The sequence below is a fragment of the Vibrio aquaticus genome, assembly GCF_003970385.1.
Lineage (GTDB): Bacteria > Pseudomonadota > Gammaproteobacteria > Enterobacterales > Vibrionaceae > Vibrio > Vibrio aquaticus.
The window spans coordinates 200653-217986 of sequence record NZ_RXZH01000002.1; the positions used below are offsets into that span (position 1 = coordinate 200653).

Annotated in this window: 12 protein-coding genes; 5 read left to right on the top strand and 7 right to left on the bottom strand. The window is 45.3% G+C overall.

Features of this window, described 5'->3' with window-relative positions; translation table 11 throughout:
* Positions 1-86: 86 nt before the first annotated feature.
* Positions 87-1190, top strand: coding sequence for a phosphatase PAP2 family protein (locus EJ063_RS06865; protein ID WP_244225157.1), 1104 nt, complete (start codon positions 87-89; stop codon positions 1188-1190).
* 120 nt (positions 1191-1310) lie between these two features.
* On the opposite strand, the gene EJ063_RS06870 is transcribed toward EJ063_RS06865, so the two are convergent.
* The 3 genes from EJ063_RS06870 to EJ063_RS06880 form a co-directional block, all read right to left on the bottom strand.
* On the bottom strand, positions 1311-2321 hold the full coding sequence (locus tag EJ063_RS06870; RefSeq protein ID WP_126573343.1) for a GGDEF domain-containing protein: 1011 nt from the start codon (positions 2319-2321) through the stop codon (positions 1311-1313).
* 132 nt (positions 2322-2453) lie between these two features.
* Entirely contained in the window at positions 2454-4619 is a 2166-nt protein-coding gene (gene pta / locus EJ063_RS06875) for a phosphate acetyltransferase (protein WP_126573345.1), read from the bottom strand.
* 124 nt (positions 4620-4743) lie between these two features.
* Positions 4744-5940: an acetate kinase gene (locus EJ063_RS06880; RefSeq protein WP_126573347.1), complete on the bottom strand. Its 1197-nt coding sequence runs from the start codon at positions 5938-5940 to the stop codon at positions 4744-4746.
* A 347-nt stretch (positions 5941-6287) separates the two neighbouring features.
* Here EJ063_RS06880 and yfbV point away from each other — a divergent pair, with 347 nt between their 5' ends.
* Complete coding sequence (gene yfbV, locus EJ063_RS06885; protein ID WP_126573349.1) at positions 6288-6740, top strand: terminus macrodomain insulation protein YfbV; 453 nt, start codon at positions 6288-6290, stop codon at positions 6738-6740.
* A 321-nt stretch (positions 6741-7061) separates the two neighbouring features.
* Here yfbV and ald read toward each other — a convergent pair whose 3' ends face one another.
* On the bottom strand, positions 7062-8186 hold the full coding sequence (ald, locus tag EJ063_RS06890; RefSeq protein ID WP_126573351.1) for an alanine dehydrogenase: 1125 nt from the start codon (positions 8184-8186) through the stop codon (positions 7062-7064).
* A 174-nt stretch (positions 8187-8360) separates the two neighbouring features.
* On the opposite strand from ald, the gene lrp reads away from it, so the two are divergent.
* Both lrp and EJ063_RS06900 read left to right on the top strand, forming a co-directional pair.
* Complete coding sequence (gene lrp / locus EJ063_RS06895; RefSeq protein ID WP_004414493.1) at positions 8361-8855, top strand: leucine-responsive transcriptional regulator Lrp; 495 nt, start codon at positions 8361-8363, stop codon at positions 8853-8855.
* Between the two features lie 181 nt (positions 8856-9036).
* Positions 9037-12051 carry a DNA translocase FtsK 4TM domain-containing protein gene (locus EJ063_RS06900; RefSeq protein ID WP_126573353.1) on the top strand — a complete coding sequence of 1005 codons (3015 nt, stop codon included), beginning with the start codon at positions 9037-9039 and terminating at the stop codon, positions 12049-12051.
* A gap of 285 nt (positions 12052-12336) precedes the next feature.
* Here the strand turns inward: EJ063_RS06900 and dsbB are convergent, their stop codons facing one another.
* Together dsbB and nhaB are read right to left on the bottom strand one after the other, a co-directional pair.
* Positions 12337-12855: a disulfide bond formation protein DsbB gene (dsbB, locus tag EJ063_RS06905; RefSeq protein ID WP_126573355.1), complete on the bottom strand. Its 519-nt coding sequence runs from the start codon at positions 12853-12855 to the stop codon at positions 12337-12339.
* A 97-nt stretch (positions 12856-12952) separates the two neighbouring features.
* A complete protein-coding gene (gene nhaB, locus EJ063_RS06910) occupies positions 12953-14542 on the bottom strand; it encodes a Na(+)/H(+) antiporter NhaB (RefSeq protein ID WP_126573357.1) in 1590 nt (529 codons plus the stop codon).
* 672 nt (positions 14543-15214) lie between these two features.
* On the opposite strand from nhaB, the gene fadR reads away from it, so the two are divergent.
* Positions 15215-16054, top strand: coding sequence for a fatty acid metabolism transcriptional regulator FadR (gene fadR / locus EJ063_RS06915; RefSeq protein WP_126573358.1), 840 nt, complete (start codon positions 15215-15217; stop codon positions 16052-16054).
* Positions 16055-16119: 65 nt separating this feature from the next.
* Here fadR and EJ063_RS06920 read toward each other — a convergent pair whose 3' ends face one another.
* Entirely contained in the window at positions 16120-17292 is a 1173-nt protein-coding gene (locus EJ063_RS06920) for a DUF1887 family protein (RefSeq protein WP_126573360.1), read from the bottom strand.
* Positions 17293-17334 lie beyond the last annotated feature (42 nt).

Here is a 17334-nt window from a genome sequence, read left to right on the forward strand (position 1 = left end):
AAACTGAACAGAAGGCATCTATTGGTTTCGTTTTTGTGACCGGGCGCTAAGATCTCTGGCTGATTTTCAATATTGAGAAGTATGCCATGCCTGAGTCATTAAACAGCGTCATTGAAACCTTGCTGTCTCGAATGAGAAAAGAAGCGTCACCGATATTACACAATGTCAAAAGTGATGGCGTGATCTATTTAATCATAGCGGTGATAGCACTATCGGTTACGCTATTTTCCTCTCTTAGTGGCTATGGCAATCGCATATCACTCTTTGCTTACATGTACGCAATGCCTGCGGTTGTGATGGTCACCGTTGCTGTTGTCGCGGTAGGTTATTTCTTTGTATTAGCAGCGCGTCGAGAACCAAGACCACTCCTTTGTTATTGGACCCAAATACAATGCATGTTTGCATCGAGAGCCCGTATTGCTTCGGGCTTTATTTTGTTGACGGGTCTCAGCGTTTTTATATCGAGCTTTTCCACCATGAAAGGTTTGATACCTCTGATTCATCCCTTTGAATATGACCGCGTATTTCATGACATTGATTTTTGGTTAGCTGGTGGTCATGAACCTTGGCTTATCGCACATTCCATTTTGTCCTCACCTTATTTCACGTTAGTCATCAACTACAGCTACAAAATATGGTTCTTTTTACTTTGGGGGATATTGAGCTACTTCATACTAGCGAAGTCGTCATTTGAACGAACTCGATACCTGATCAGTTGGATCCTGTGTTGGACGGTTTTGGGAATGGTCGTGGCTATGGCGCTTTCCAGTGCAGGGCCTGCCTTTACCATGAAATTGGATCCAAGTAATCGTGATTATGTAGAGTTGATGAGTTTGTTGAATCAGCAGGATATCTGGCTTGAGACGCATAATCTAACGGGCGTCATGGCTCTTAAAACGCAAGATGATTTATGGCAAGCCTATTCAGTAGGTAAAGAAATGCTAGGCAGTGGAATTTCTGCGATGCCGAGTATGCATGTTTCAATGGCTGTCTTGATGATGCTGGCGATGAGTCAAATCAATAAAGCATTAGGTGCAATTTTTGGTTTGTTCGCTTGTATCATATTTGTCGGGTCCTTTTTCCTTGGTTGGCACTATATGATTGATGGCTTAGTGAGTGGTGTTTTGACGGTTGTGATATGGCATGTTTCAGGACGCATCAGTGCCGCAGTTGTAACCAGTCGAGCTTAAACGTTAGGGGGTACAACACCTGTAATAGCGAAATGGCATCAACTCACACTGACTCTATTTCTTCCCTCACGCTTAGAACGGTATAGAGCTTGATCGGCAAGATATAGATTTAAGAGCATCTCATAGTAGTGATGTTTCGGCAGCGTAAATTACGTTTCTCCCCGAGGCTTTAGCTCTGTAAAGCGCTCTATCAGTGCTTTTTAGGGCTAAGTCGAGATCCTCATTTTTGCATTCGTTTGGTAGCGCAATGAGTCCACCACTTATTGTGACACGAATGTCAGGCTCAAAAACTAAGCTCTCGATGCTCTCTCTTAATGTCTCGCTCATCTGTTTGGCCTCTGTCATATCATTTGCACAGAAAATCACACAGAACTCTTCACCACCGATTCGATATATCCGGCTGTTTGTTAGCGTGGACTGGACTCGCTGGACAATGGTTTTGAGCACTTCATCACCGACACTGTGGCCGTATGTGTCATTTATCTTTTTAAACCAATCTAAATCGAAGTGAAGTAGATGGCTAACAGCGCAGAAATGAAGCTTTGAGGATGTGTCTTGGTATAATGCTAAATGGTTGAACGCACCTGTCAGAGAATCAGTCCTCGCCATTTGTTCGAGTCGTTTTTGAACTCCAACCCTGACTATTTCATGATTATAAGCTATGGCCCAAATCATGGTGTAAGGGATAGCAAAGTTAATGAAGGAAAACGGGTAGACATCGTCATTAAATAAGCCAGGGAAGTAAATGATTGAGGTAGCAACGAGCATTGCAAATGTGGCGACTGAGCCAATTACTCTATTGAACATCAGTTGATAAAGCGGTGGTAAAACATAAACCCACATTACAATCGCTGAACTAGGCTTAGTATGATAGAAACCGTAAAGGAGCCCTACAGTTATTAGGGATGCGACGAATGCAGGTTGCCAGGCCAGACTTTGATAGTTTCTAACTTTGTAATAGATCTGAAAGAAGGTCATTGATATGACTAACTCAATCGCACCTAAAATATAATTGTAAGTCAGGAACATGTTAATTGATGCTACGACAAGTACGAATAGCCCAAGAAGGATACTGACATTTTTCAGAACATTATCGCGAATAGTCGATGTGTTGATGAATTCGGTTGTCATATTTCTCCTCTCGAAAGCCTATAGCTTACTTATTGGTGCGGCGTTCTGTATTTTGGCATAAAAAAAGCCCATACATCAATATGAGCTTTAGATAAATATAGCTTTACAGATAAGTGAAACTAATCACCAATATTAGTTAACCACTTTCTCTTGTGCTTGTGCAGCTTGATCCGCCTGAATCGCTGTTAGAGCAACTGTGTACACGATATCGTCTACTAGTGCGCCGCGAGATAGGTCGTTTACAGGCTTACGCATACCTTGAAGCATTGGACCGATAGATACTAGGTCTGCTGAACGTTGTACCGCTTTGTAAGTCGTGTTACCCGTGTTTAGGTCTGGGAATACGAATACAGTCGCTTTACCTGCTACTGGAGAGTTTGGAGCTTTAGAAGCTGCAACGTTTTCCATGATAGCTGCGTCGTACTGTAGAGGACCGTCGATCACTAGATCTGGACGCTTCTCTTGAGCAAGTTTCGTTGCTTCACGTACTTTATCTACGTCAGCGCCTTTACCAGATTCACCAGTAGAGTATGAGATCATAGCAACGCGAGGCTCGATACCGAATGCCGCAGCAGAATCTGCAGATTGGATAGCGATTTCAGCTAGCTGTTCAGCGGTTGGGTCTGGGTTGATCGCACAGTCACCGTAAACCAACACTTGGTCAGGCAGTAGCATGAAGAATACAGAAGATACGATAGACGCATCAGGTGCAGTCTTGATGATCTGGAACGGAGGAACGATAGTGTTCGCTGTTGTGTGTACAGCACCAGACACTAGGCCGTCAACTTCATCGTTCTCAAGCATCATTGTGCCAAGGAATACGGAATCTTGTAGCTTCTCACGAGCAACAACTTCAGTCATGCCTTTCGCGCCACGTAGTTCAACAAGACGAGCTACATAGTTTTCACGTACTTCATCAGAGTTGATGATCGTTACGCCAGCACCTAGCTCAACGCCTTGCTGCGCAGCAACACGTTTGATTTCGTCTGGGTTACCTAGAAGCACACATTCCGCGATGCCGCGCTCGGCACAGATAGCCGCAGCTTTAACTGTACGAGGCTCGTCACCTTCAGGAAGAACGATACGCTTGCCAGCTTTACGAGCGAACTCAGTTAGCTGGTAACGGAATGCTGGTGGGCTTAGGCGGCGAGACTTCTGAGTACCCTCAGTCATCGACTCGATCCAGTTGCCATCGATGTTGCCAGCAACGTGTTCGTTGATGAACTCGATACGCTCTTTATCGTCTGCAGGTACTTCGATAGAAAAGCTCTGTAGGTTTAGAGACGTCTGCCAAGTGTTACCTTGCGCTTTGAAGATCGGTAGACCTGAATCAAACGCTGGCTTACATAGGCCTGCGATTTCTTGCGGGATGTCGTAACCGCCAGTAAGCAGTACTGCGCCGATTTCTACGCCGTTCATTGCCGCTAGTGCTGCTGCAACGATAACGTCTGGTCGGTCTGCTGACGTTACAAGTAGAGAGCCTGGTTTAAAGTGCTCAATCATGTTTGGCAGAGAACGTGCACAGAATGTGATGCTCTTGATACGGCGAGTATTGATGTCACCCGTATTGATGATGTCAGCGTTTAGGTGCTCAGCCATGTCAATCGCACGAGTTGCGATTAGGTCGATGCTCCAAGGCACACAACCAAGAACACGGATTGGAGATGTATTGAAGATCTCCATTACTTTCATCTCGTTTTGCTTCGCGCTGTCTGCATCGTCAAAGATTTCAGATAGGTCAGGGCGAGTACGGCCTTCTTCATCAACAGGAGCGTTTAGCTTGTTGATGATAACGCCAGAGATGTTCTTGTTCTTGGTACCGCCGAAGTTAGAACATGCTACTTCGATGCGCTCTTTAAGTTGCGCAGGGTTATCAGTACCCGGCGTTGCAACAAGAACAATTTCAGCGCCAAGTGTTGCTGCGATTTCAGCGTTCACTTGGTTAGCGAATGGGTGCTTACGCGTTGGTACAAGACCTTCGATAAGTGTTACGTCTGCGTCTTTGTTGATCTGGTTGTAACGTTCTACAACCGTTTCTAGCAGCTCATCCATGTTGTCGTTACCGATTAGGCTTTCAGCAACAGACATAGTTAATGGTTGGCCGATCTTCACATCGCTGTTTGCGCCAACGATAGTAGAAGTAAGATCTGGTTGATCACCACCAGAGCGTGGCTGGCAGATTGGCTTGTAGAAAGAAACTTTAACGCCCTTGCGCTCCATTGCGCGAAGAACACCCATGCTTACGCTAGTAAGACCAACACCAGCACTTGCAGGGATAAGCATAATAGTACGAGACATTCGTAGAGTACCTATAGCTATTGGAATAAAAGCCCAACTTCGTATTCCATGTATAACAAAGAATAGGAGTTGAGCCCCTCAATAAGAAAACCGGCTGACTCAATGAATCAGCCGGTTAAGTCAATTACAGACCTGCTAGACGTGCAGTGTCTTCAGCGATAACTAGCTCTTCGTTAGTAGAGATAACCATTGCTGGGATACGGCTGTCAGCCGTTGTGATAACGCCTTCGCCACCGAAACGAGCTTTAAGGTTAGCTTCGCCGTCAACTTCGATACCGAAGATGCCTAGACGGTTAAGAACTAGTTCACGGATTGGAGCGCCGTTTTCACCGATACCACCAGTGAATACGATAGCGTCTAGACGACCGTCAAGAGATGCAGTGTAACCAGCGATGTATTTCGCTAGACGGTGACACATTACGTTCATTGCGCGAGTTGCTGCGTCTTCTTTACCGTAGTTGTCTTCAACGAAACGACAGTCAGGAGATACTGCAGTTAGACCAGCTAGACCAGACTCTTTAGTTAGCATATCGTTGATTTCTTTAACAGAGTAACCAAGAGTGTCGTGTAGGTGGAAGATGATCGCAGGGTCGATGTCACCACAGCGAGTACCCATTACTAGACCTTCAAGAGGAGTAAGACCCATAGAAGTATCTACAGATTGACCGTTCTTGATTGCACACACAGATGCGCCGTTACCTAGGTGACAGTTGATGATGTTTACTTCGTCAGCTGGCTTGCCGAGTTGCTCAGCAACTTCGCGAGCGATGAATAGGTGAGAAGTACCGTGCATGCCGTAACGACGGATGCCGTGCTCTTCGTACAGTTTGTACGGTAGAGCGTATAGGTAAGACTCTTGAGGCATAGTCTGGTGGAATGCAGTATCAAATACCGCAGACATTGGAAGACCAGGGAAAGACTTTTGAGCAGCCTTGATACCGATGATTGCAGCAGGGTTGTGAAGAGGTGCTAGAGCTGCACAGTCTTCGATACCTTTAAGTACGTCATCAGTGATAAGAGCAGACTGAGTGAACTTCTCGCCGCCGTGTACAACACGGTGGCCAACTGCTGCTAGGTTTTCAGCAAGTTCTGGCTTAGAAGCAAGAATAGTTTCTACCATGAACGCTAGCGCTTCTTCGTGAGCTGCACCGTTACCTAGTTGAGCTTCGTGCTTACCATCAAGCTTCCACTTGATACGAGCTTCTGGAAGGTGCAGACATTCTGCAAGACCTGTTAGATGCTCATCACCATTTGCAGCATCAACAACAGCAAATTTAAGAGAAGAACTACCGCAGTTTAAAACTAAAACTAGCTTTGACATGAGTGACTACCTGTAATAATCGGTTTAGATAAAAATTAATCACAAGAATAGACGAAGCAAACAAAGCTGCGTACTAATCTTGGTCAAAAAAACGTCGAATTCCATATAAAAGACAGTGATGATCCAAATCATCACTCTTGCATCCGCTGCAGAAAGGTCTCAAGAGTTGCTTAAATTGTAAATAACGGCAACAATGAGATTGTGGGTCCGCAAAGGATAACGATAATAAGCGATGATAACAAAAAAAATTTGAAAGAATATTAACTTTCATCAATTTTTTGCGCCAATAGTTGAATCTTTCAACTAATTTTTAATTCGCGGGCCTGATTTGGAAGTGAGAGAGTCGTATGAATAATAAAGCCGGTTTAGTTCATAGCTTACGCGATGGACAAAAGTACATGAACACGTGGCCAATGCGCAAAGAGCTCAATATGCTGTTTCCAGAGCAGCGTATTATCAAAGCGACTCGTTTTGGTGTGAAAGTCATGCCAGCGATTGCAGCGATCAGCGTTTTGACTCAAATGGTGTTTAATAATTATCAATCTATGCCACAAGCCGTCATTATCGCGCTGTTTGCGATCAGTATGCCAATCCAAGGAATGTGGTGGCTAGGTAACCGTGCTAACACTCAACTCCCTCCTGCGCTTGCCGGCTGGTATCGTGAAATTCACCAGAAGATCAGTGAAAGCGGCTTTGCTCTGGAACCGATGAAATCTCGCCCTCGTTATAAAGAGCTTGCTCAAATCCTCAATCGTGCATTTCGTCAGCTTGATAAAAGTGCACTGGAGCGTTGGTTTTAACCTCATACTTCCTACTTCTTTGATTTATAGTCATTCCCTATAGCGCCGAAGCGGCCTAGTAGGGAATGTCTTCAACCTGACCTCAGCCTTCCAGCTCCCCTCAACTTACTAGTCTTTTACTTTTGAAGGTGAGGTGCGCCTGTCATTTCCTTAAGGTCGAGAAGGAGAGAGTGCGCTTATTGTCTCTGTCATTCCATAGAGTGACGAAGGAACGAGTAGGGAATCTCAAAAGATTTTCGATGCGCATTAAAATATCTCCAGCCCAAACAAAAAAAACGCCCACCGAAGTGAGCGCTTTCTCTTATCTAAGAATCTTCAATATCAGTTGAACATTGCAATCGCATCAGCTGGAGCAACGTATTCAAGGTCGAAGCTTTCTGCTACTTCTTTACACGTTACTTTACCGTGGATAACGTTTAGGCCTTCAAGGAAACCGTCATCTGCTAGCAGTGCTTCACGGTAGCCTTTGTTCGCAAGTTTTACGATGTAAGGCAGTGTCGCGTTGTTCAGTGCGAATGTAGAAGTGCGAGCAACTGCGCCTGGCATGTTTGCAACACAGTAGTGAACGACATCATCAACGATGTACGTTGGATCTGCGTGTGTCGTTGCATGAGACGTTTCGAAACAACCGCCTTGGTCGATAGCCACGTCAACAACCGCTGCGCCTGGCTTCATCTTAGCGATGTGCTCTTTAGTGACTAGCTTCGGTGCTGCAGCGCCTGGGATTAGAACAGCGCCAATCACTAGGTCTGCTTCTAGAACGTGCTTCTCAATTGCGTCTTCCGTAGAATAAACCACTTTTGCGCGGCCTTGGAATTCTTCGTCTAGACGACGTAGTGTATCTACGTTGCGGTCAAGGATTGTAACGTCTGCACGTAGGCCAACAGCCATACGAGCTGCGTTAGCACCAACAACGCCGCCACCGACAACAACAACTTTTGCTGGCTCAACGCCTGGTACGCCACCTAGTAGAAGGCCACGACCACCGTGAGATTTCTCTAAAGTTTGTGCACCTGCTTGAATAGACATGCGACCTGCAACCTCAGACATTGGCGCAAGTAGTGGCAAGCGACCCATATTATCTGTTACAGTCTCATATGCTATACAGACAGCTTTGCTCTTGATTAGCTCATCAGTTTGTGGAAAATCTGGTGCTAGGTGCAAATACGTAAATAATATTTGCCCTTCACGGAGCATAGCTCGCTCGACAGCTTGAGGTTCTTTAACCTTTACAATCATTTCTGCTTTCGCGAAAACGTCAGCAGCGGTAGGAAGAATGGATGCGCCTACAGCGATGTAATCATCGTCTGAAAAACCGATGCCTGAACCGGCATTAGTTTCAACAAAAACTTGGTGACCTTGAGACACTAGCTCGCGAACGCTTGCTGGGATCATGCCCACACGGTACTCGTGGTTTTTGATTTCCTTAGGTACGCCAATGATCATCCTGACTCCTCATTTTATTTTGGTTGTATAATCTATAGTAGTTGTATTAACTGTGTGTAGGGTAATTCTGTCGAATTAATATCTAGTATAGATAGGATTGAATAAAATTTGATACTGAATATTAAAAAGTTGTAGTATATTTTTTTGCAAGGAAGTAATAAGGTGGAATAAAAAATGGCAGACAACAATAAAAAGCCGTCCAAGGATCTAGACCGCATTGACCGCAACATTCTAAATGAGTTGCAGAAAGACGGTCGTATTTCGAATGTAGAGTTATCTAAACGTGTAGGCCTTTCTCCTACACCATGTTTAGAGCGTGTACGCCGTTTAGAGCGTCAGGGATACATCACTGGGTACACAGCGTTGCTGAACCCTCAATATTTAGATGCATCACTACTGGTGTTTGTTGAAATTACGTTAAATCGTGGTGCGCCAGATGTATTTGAGCAGTTCAATACCGCCGTTCAGAAACTAGACGACATTCAAGAGTGTCATCTTGTTTCAGGTGATTTCGATTACCTATTAAAGACTCGCGTATCAGACATGAGCGCATACCGTAAGCTACTAGGTGATACGCTGTTACGTTTACCAGGTGTGAACGACACTCGTACCTACGTAGTGATGGAAGAAGTGAAGCAAACGAACCAACTGGTTATCAAAACACGATAACTTGTTAGGCTTTACGATAAAGGCCTAATTGCTTTCCATATTCTGACGTTAAGCAATTGGGTTTTTGCCCTTGATATGGTTAAATCAATAGTCCGAGTAGCAACGCTGCTCGGACTATTTTCTTTTTATAGGTTAGGCCTTTATTCGCCTTGGCTAGTGCGACACATAGATAAAGTTGGTTATGTTTAAAGAAACCAAAAACAAAGTACAAACAATGATTAAAACAGGTGAAGATGCACCGCTTTCACGCCTGAGTGGACCTCAGCGCCTTCAAGAGTGCAGCTTGATCGTTATTGTCTTAGCTTCCATTCTGTTATCGGTGGCTTTGCTCACCTTTAACGCCGCCGATCCTTCTTGGTCGCAAACCGCTTGGGGAGGGGAGATCAACAACGCCGGTGGACTTGCAGGAGCGTGGTTAGCTGACACCCTTTTCTTTACCTTTGGCTCCCTCGCGTATGTCTTGCCGGTTGTCATCACGGTGACGGCTTGGATAGTTTTACGCAAAAGAGATGAAAACGAACCCTTAGATCTGATGTTATGGGGCACACGATTACTTGGCCTTGTCATCGTGATCCTAACCAGTTGTGGCCTTGCTGACATCAACTTTGATGACATTTGGTATTTTTCATCAGGCGGCGTGATTGGTGACGTCCTAACGAGCCTTGCATTACCAACACTAAACATCTTAGGGACAACTCTCGTCTTTCTTTTCCTTTGGGGCGCGGGTTTTACTTTATTGACGGGGATCTCGTGGTTATCTGTTGTTGATTGGCTGGGCGATAAAGCAATCAGCCTAGTGACGTCATTGGTGAACAAAGGTCGCGGTCGTGCAGATGAAACGATCGAAGCTGAACTCAATGATTATGAACAGCCAGCAGTAGTGCACCAAGATAGAGACCGCGAAGAACCTACTTTCTCGTTGGATGTTTCTGAGAGCGAACAGACTGCTTCGTCTACTGAGCCGAGACGATTCAATATCCATCTCCCTGAGTCACATTCAGAGCCAGTACCTGTTCAAGTCGAGCCGTCGCCTGTACAGCCAGAGCCGAGCGTTGCTGAACCTTATTATCAAGAGCCTATCAGTGAACCCGTTGTTTACAGTTATGAAGAGCCTGCTTCACAGATTGATTCTCCTGTGGATGAAACGCCAGAGATTGAGCGTTCTAAACAGCTACAAGCAACAATTGCAGAACTTGATCATGCAGCACAAAGTCAAGATGACTTTGTCGAACCAAATTATGTTGAAACGGCACTCGCACCAGAACCTGTGTTGGCAACAAAGGCTGAACCCGTGCCAGAAGTATTGGTTGCAGCAAGTACTCACTCGGTAGCTCAAGAAGCGGTTGTTGAGCCTCAAGTGATCGAGACACTTGATACGCAAGTAGAACAGGTCGTTCCAGAAGATTTACCTTGGAATGAGACCCGCGCAGAGGACGAAATTACTCAACCAACGATCACAACCTCGGAGCTTGACCAAATCTCTACGGAGGTGGAGCCAGGCGTTCAGCGTGAGCCAACTATTTCGACATTTGATGTGATTGAAGATGCCGATATTGAGCCAGTTGAAGAACAAGCGCCAGTTCATGAAGATAAAGACGCCGCAGCATTAAATAATCTTGTCGCGGAAGCTCAAGCAAAAGCAGTGGCCTCACAGAACCCTTTCCTTGTTCAACAAGATACGAATCTACCTAAGCCAGCAGAGCCAATGCCGACGCTAGAGCTGCTTTATCACCCAGAGCAGCGTGATAACTTCATTGATCGTGATGCACTAGAGAACATCGCTCGTCTTGTTGAAGCAAAACTGGCCGATTACAAAATCAAAGCAGAAGTGGTGGATATCTTCCCTGGTCCGGTGATCACCCGTTTTGAGCTCGATTTAGCGCCGGGTGTGAAAGTGAGCCGTATTTCAGGGCTTTCGATGGACCTAGCACGTTCGCTATCTGCGATGGCAGTACGTGTTGTTGAAGTGATTCCAGGTAAGCCATATGTAGGTTTAGAATTGCCAAACATGAGCCGTCAGACCGTATTCTTCTCAGATGTCGTGGGTAGCCAACAATTCATAGAAGCGAAATCACCAACCACAGTCGTTCTAGGTCAAGATATTGCGGGTGAAGCCGTCATTGCCGATCTTTCGAAAATGCCGCACGTATTGGTTGCCGGTACAACAGGTTCAGGTAAGTCAGTGGGTGTGAACGTGATGATTCTGAGTATGCTTTACAAAGCAACGCCAGAAGACGTGCGTTTCATCATGATTGACCCGAAAATGCTCGAGCTATCGGTTTATGAAGGTATTCCTCATCTACTGTCTGAAGTTGTAACGGACATGAAAGATGCCTCTAACGCCCTTCGTTGGTGTGTGGGTGAAATGGAACGTCGTTACAAGCTTATGTCAGCTCTGGGCGTTCGAAACATTAAAGGTTTCAATGATAAGCTTAAGATGGCCGCAGAAGCTGGGCACCCAATCCATGATCCGTTATGGCAACCGGGCGACAGTATGGATGAGCAAGCACCACTGCTAGAAAAACTGCCTTACATCGTTGTGATTGTCGATGAATTTGCTGATTTGATGATGGTCGTGGGTAAGAAGGTGGAAGAATTGATTGCACGCTTGGCACAGAAAGCGCGTGCGGCGGGTGTTCACCTTATCCTTGCAACTCAGCGTCCATCGGTCGATGTCATTACTGGTCTTATTAAAGCCAACATTCCAACACGTGTTGCTTTCACTGTTTCGACCAAGACCGACTCTCGCACCATTCTCGACCAAGGTGGCGCTGAATCATTGTTAGGTATGGGTGATATGCTTTACTTGCCACCAGGTTCTAGCCACACAATTCGTGTCCACGGTGCATTTGCATCGGATGACGATGTACACGCGGTGGTGAACAACTGGAAGGCGCGTGGTAAGCCGAACTATATTGAAGAGATCACCAATGGTGACCAAGGTCCAGAAGCGCTTCTACCGGGCGAGAAGCCAGAAGGCGAAGAAGATATGGATCCGCTGTTTGACCAAGTGGTTGAGCATGTTGTTCAATCTCGTCGTGGCTCAGTTTCTGGGGTACAACGTCGCTTTAAGATTGGCTATAACCGAGCAGCACGCATCGTTGAGCAGCTCGAAGCTCAAGGCATTGTCAGCGCTCCGGGCCATAACGGTAACCGTGAAGTTCTGGCACCGGCTCCAGGGCGAGAGATGAACTAGAAGAGAGTTCTTTAAGTTAGGACGATAAGGGTTAGCGATTCAGCTAACCCTTTCTATTTGTACTTGAGTCTGGCCAAATATAGTTTTGAGGGTCACAGTGATAGTAAGTCAAAGAGTTTGTCATTCTATAGAGTGACGAAGGAGCGAGTAGGGAATCTCCAAAAGTAATTGACTTGTTTAACAGACTCCTCAATTCATTGCTTCCTCATAGTGAGGATGACCGAGTATTTAAAGAAAAAGGGCTGATACTCTCGCATCAACCCTTTGTATTCTTGTTACTCAGACTTATTTGTTCTTAGCAAACTGAGCGATCACAATCACGCCAAGTGCAATCAGGTTACCGGCAAAAATCACGACAAGCCATTGAGGCATAGATAACGTCAAGAACTGCCAAACCACTTTGCTACAGTCGCCGTAAGCTTCAAACATCCACGGAGCCCACTGGTTGAGAGGTGCCCAGTCAGGGAATGTAACGAATAAGTCGCAAGTCGCGAAAGGGGATGGATTGAACTGATACCCCACGTGCTCCATTGACAACGCTAGGCCTTTATAAGCACTTGCACCCCAAGCGGCTAAGCCAAGCCAGCGTACAAGAGGGTTATTTGGAGCAACAAGGCCGATGAGAGCAGCCCCCCCCACACCTAACATTGCGACACGTTCATAAATACACATTACACAAGGTGACAGCATCATGACGTGTTGGAAGAAAAGTGCGCACGCCTCAAAGAAGATAACGAAAGCGAGCAGCAGTAGCCAAGAGAGTCGTCCCTGAGAAAATGCCTTAATGGCTGAAAGAGTATTCACAAAATATCCTATTTTACTAAATAAAAAAGCCCTGAGTTATCAGAGCCTTTTATCTTGGAAAAGTTTCAGTATCAAGAAAAAATTAATTTAATTGATCTTAGTGACCGCTCGAAACGGCTTGAGTAGCTTCACCAACATGCGCTGAAATCCAGCCTGCGTCATAGAACCAAGCTGTCATCGGTTCAACAAAGAAGATGATGCCAAGTAGACCTACGGTGGCGAGTACAATCGTGTATGGGAACGCCATGATCACCATACGACCGTAAGAGAGTCGGATAAGAGGCGCTAGCGCAGAGGTCAGTAGGAATAGGAAAGCCGCTTGACCGTTTGGTGTTGCCACTGATGGTAGGTTTGTACCCGTGTTGATTGCAACTGCGAGTAAGTCGAACTGATCGCGAGTGATAACACCTTCAACCAATGCCGTTTTTACTTCGTTGATGTAAACCGTACCTACGAATACGTTATCTGACACCATTGAAAGAACGCCGTTAGCAACATAGAACAAAGCAAGCTGGGTTCCTTTATCTTCGACATGAAGGACAGCATCAATCACAGGTTTGAAGAGTTCTTGGTCGATGATTACGGCAACGATTGCAAAGAAAACAGCGAGTAGGGCAGTAAACGGTAGCGCTTCTTCAAATGCTTTACCCATTGAGTGCTCTTCAATAACACCAGTAAACGCAGTCGCCAAGATGATAACAGATAGACCAATTAGACCCACGGCGGCTAGGTGAAGTGCCAAACCGACAATTAGCCAAACGGCGATCAAACCTTGTACCCAAAGTTTCGCTACGTCTTGTTTTGTGCGGTTCTTGCGTTCTTCGCGATCAAAGTCGACAAGGATTTGACGAACGTTGTCTGGTAGGCGAGAGCCGTAACCAAATACTTTCAGCTTTTCAACCACTACACAGGTAACGAGACCACAAACAAACACAGGCGCGGTAACAGGAAGCATACGAATGATAAATTCGCCAAAGTTCCAACCTGCTTGGTCAGCAATAATAAGGTTTTGTGGCTCACCTACCATCGTCATAACACCACCTAGAGCCGTACCGACACCTGCGTGCATAAGCAGTGAACGTAGGAACGCGCGGTAGTTTTCAAGGTCGTCACGTGTCAGCTCAGAAAGATGATCGTCTTGAGTATGGTCGTGTGAAGAGTGTGGTGCTTGGCCAGAAGCCACTTTGTGGTAAATCGCATAGAAGCCAACAGCCACGCTGATAACAACCGCGATTACCGTTAGTGCATCTAGGAAAGCTGAAAGGAAAGCGGCTGTAAAACAGAACGCAAGAGAAAGCATGCTCTTAGATTGAATGCCAAGCAGTATCTTAGTGAAGATATACAGCAGCAGCTGCTTCATGAAATAGATACCGGCAACCATAAAGACTAGAAGCAGAAGCACTTCTATGTTGGCAACGAGTTCGTGTTTGACTTGATCCGCGCTAGTCATGCCTATGGCAATCGCTTCGATGGCCAATAAACCACCCGGTTGAAGAGGGTAGCACTTCAACGCCATTGCAAGAGTAAAGATAAACTCAGCAACCAACAGCCAACCAGCAACAAATGGGTCAACGAAGAAGAAAACAATTGGGTTGATAATTAGGAAAGAAATGATGGCAACTTTGTACCAATCTGGTGCTTTACCGAGAAAGTTCTTGATAAAAGCATTTCCGAGTGACATCGGCATGATCTAAATACTCTTAATGTTGTTACGAATAGACACTGCGCGTGCTTGAATTCATAAACCGGAAATTGAAGATTTTCCTTTGGTGTGGGATCACACCGTTATTAGGAAATGAACCCGATTCAACAGTGACTTAGAAAAACAACATTGCGTAAACGATGATGTGGTCTTGCCAAGTCACTCCCTGAGAAAGACAAGCACTCCTTTACTTTGGCCGCCACTCTACTCTTCAACACAATTTAGTCAATCATAAAGTGATAGATGCTATTTATTAACGGACTTTTGTTTTAAAAACGCGATCAAAGTGGCGTAAACATAGCATAAGAGTTGTGAAAAACAATGGTTAATGTAGGTGCGGTTATGAAACGGTAGAATAAGAAAGAATATGTAATTATATTGAATGAAAATGGCAGTTTAATTTTGCATATTTACAAACTTAGGTTTTGCGTAGAATGCTAATTAGAGTGGGGTATGTCGCGTGTTTACAATTTGTTAAACTTTAACTGGCAGCCACTTCATGCGGAGATAAAGGCGAATAAAACCAGACGATAATTAGAGTTACAACTCTATTATGGTGTTGTGCCATGTTTCTGTAGAGGTCGTTTCCGATATGTCATAACTAGTGGTATGATGAGTTAATTAGACCCATTAAAATAGAAATTGGATAATACATAAATGGTCATTAAGGCAAAGAGCCCAGCAGGATTTGCAGAAAAATACATTATTGAAAGTATTTGGAAAGGCAGATTCCCTCCTGGTTCAATTTTACCAGCAGAACGTGAGCTCTCTGAACTAATTGGCGTTACTCGCACGACACTTCGCGAAGTATTACAACGTTTAGCGCGTGATGGGTGGTTGACTATCCAACATGGTAAACCGACTCGTGTAAACCAATTCATGGAAACATCAGGTCTTCATATTCTTGATACGTTGATGACGCTTGACGCAGACAACGCCACTTCGATTGTGGAAGATTTGCTTGCAGCACGTACCAACATCAGTCCTATCTTTATGCGCTATGCGTTTAAAGCGAATAAGGAAACGTCTGAAAAAACCATTACGAGTGTTATCAACTCTTGTGAAGCGTTGATTGCGGCTGATTCTTGGGATGTGTTTATGGAGTCTTCTCCGTACGCGGATAAGATTCGTCAGCACATTAAAGATGATGGCGAGAAAGACGAATTGAAGCGTCAGTCAATCTTAGTGGCGAAGACCTTCAATTTTTATGATTACATGTTGTTCCAACGCCTTGCCTTCCACTCAGGCAATCAGATCTATGGTTTGATCTTCAATGGCTTGAAAAAGCTGTACGATCGTGTGGGTAGCTACTATTTCTCAAACCCTGAAGCGCGCGAGCTTGCGCTGCAGTTCTATCGTGATTTGCTTGAAGTCTGTGAAACGGGGAACCGTGATGGGATTTTGATCGTCGTTCGTAACTACGGTTTGCAGAGCGCTCAAATCTGGAATCAGATGAAGACGACGCTACCAACGAACTTTACCGAAGACGACAGCTAATCTCGTCAATGCAGATGAAAAAAACCGCCTTTGTGGCGGTTTTTTTATAAGGAAAATTCAGAACGTTAGCAGTCTGCGCACTCTTCGTCACTGCCACCTGCTTCAGTAAACCAGAGAGTAAGGTGCGTTTTTAAATCCTTGAGTTCATCGGGGCCAATTAATGCCAAACCGAGGTCTTCCGCGCGAGTAATGTCGTTGTGACGCAATGGACGGAAACTCACAAGCATCGCTCTGGCTTGCAGGCCTCCTAGAAGGTCTCTGAGTGATTCTAGCTTATAAAGCGTATCATCGCCGTCATCGCGCATGCCTTTGGTCTTACATTCAATGATATGAAGTTTATTGTTGACCACTGAAGCGACATCTAACTCGTTTCTCACTTCTCTTTCACCTAGCTGACGATAAACTTGCACATTGAGTGAACGGTCTTGAATGGTTGGCATATCTTGCTGTATTTGGCGTACGGTGCTGTGAACAAGAGTTTCAAGCCACTCACCGTTAGAAAAGCGTCTTGCATCTTCATTGGCAAATGTCAGCACTCCGCCTTCGTAGTTGGCGATCTGTGCTTCGACCAAATCACTCAGCAGCATATTGAGCTCTCGGTAGCCTTGTTGCTTTTCCGAAAGTTCGACATCGAGGCGTTGCTCTTTACGACAGGTTGTCGCTAAGTAGTTTAGCGTAGCAAGGCCAGGACCAAGCTCTAGCGCATTACTTGCCCAACGTTCACCCAGTTCATACAACTTTTGATCGAGTTGAGGCGGAAGTTCGTGAGCATTAAACTCACCACGAGCGCCAAACACAGTCAGGTAATCGTCAATGGTAATACGGTCTTGCACCTGTGTGTCTTCTTTACCATCTGGGTAGAGCCAGCAAAGACGGTCGCTATTGGGTTCTACGACAAAAATTGGCCAATGATAAGTGCGGAAGACTTCATAAACGGACAACAGGCGGTGGCGCAGACCACAGCTTGCGTTGAGTTTCACCTCTTCGCCTCGTGCAGAGAGATCTTCTGCAAGCGTAGAAATGGCTTGTTTGATTTTTGATGTGTTAGCAACGTTCGGAATTTGGAAGAACTCGGAGGTGATATTGCGCTTGCTTAACACGCTGTGAAGGCGCAGGTACATATCTTCCTGAGAGGCGACACCAATAAAGACAATATGATCGCTGATAGTACGATTGTCGAGAAGTGGAGTCACTAGACGTATTGGGTCTTGGTCTATGATGCCAACATGAACTGCCATAACTAATCCTCATGTTCGGCTTGCAAAAAGGGAAAGAAAAAT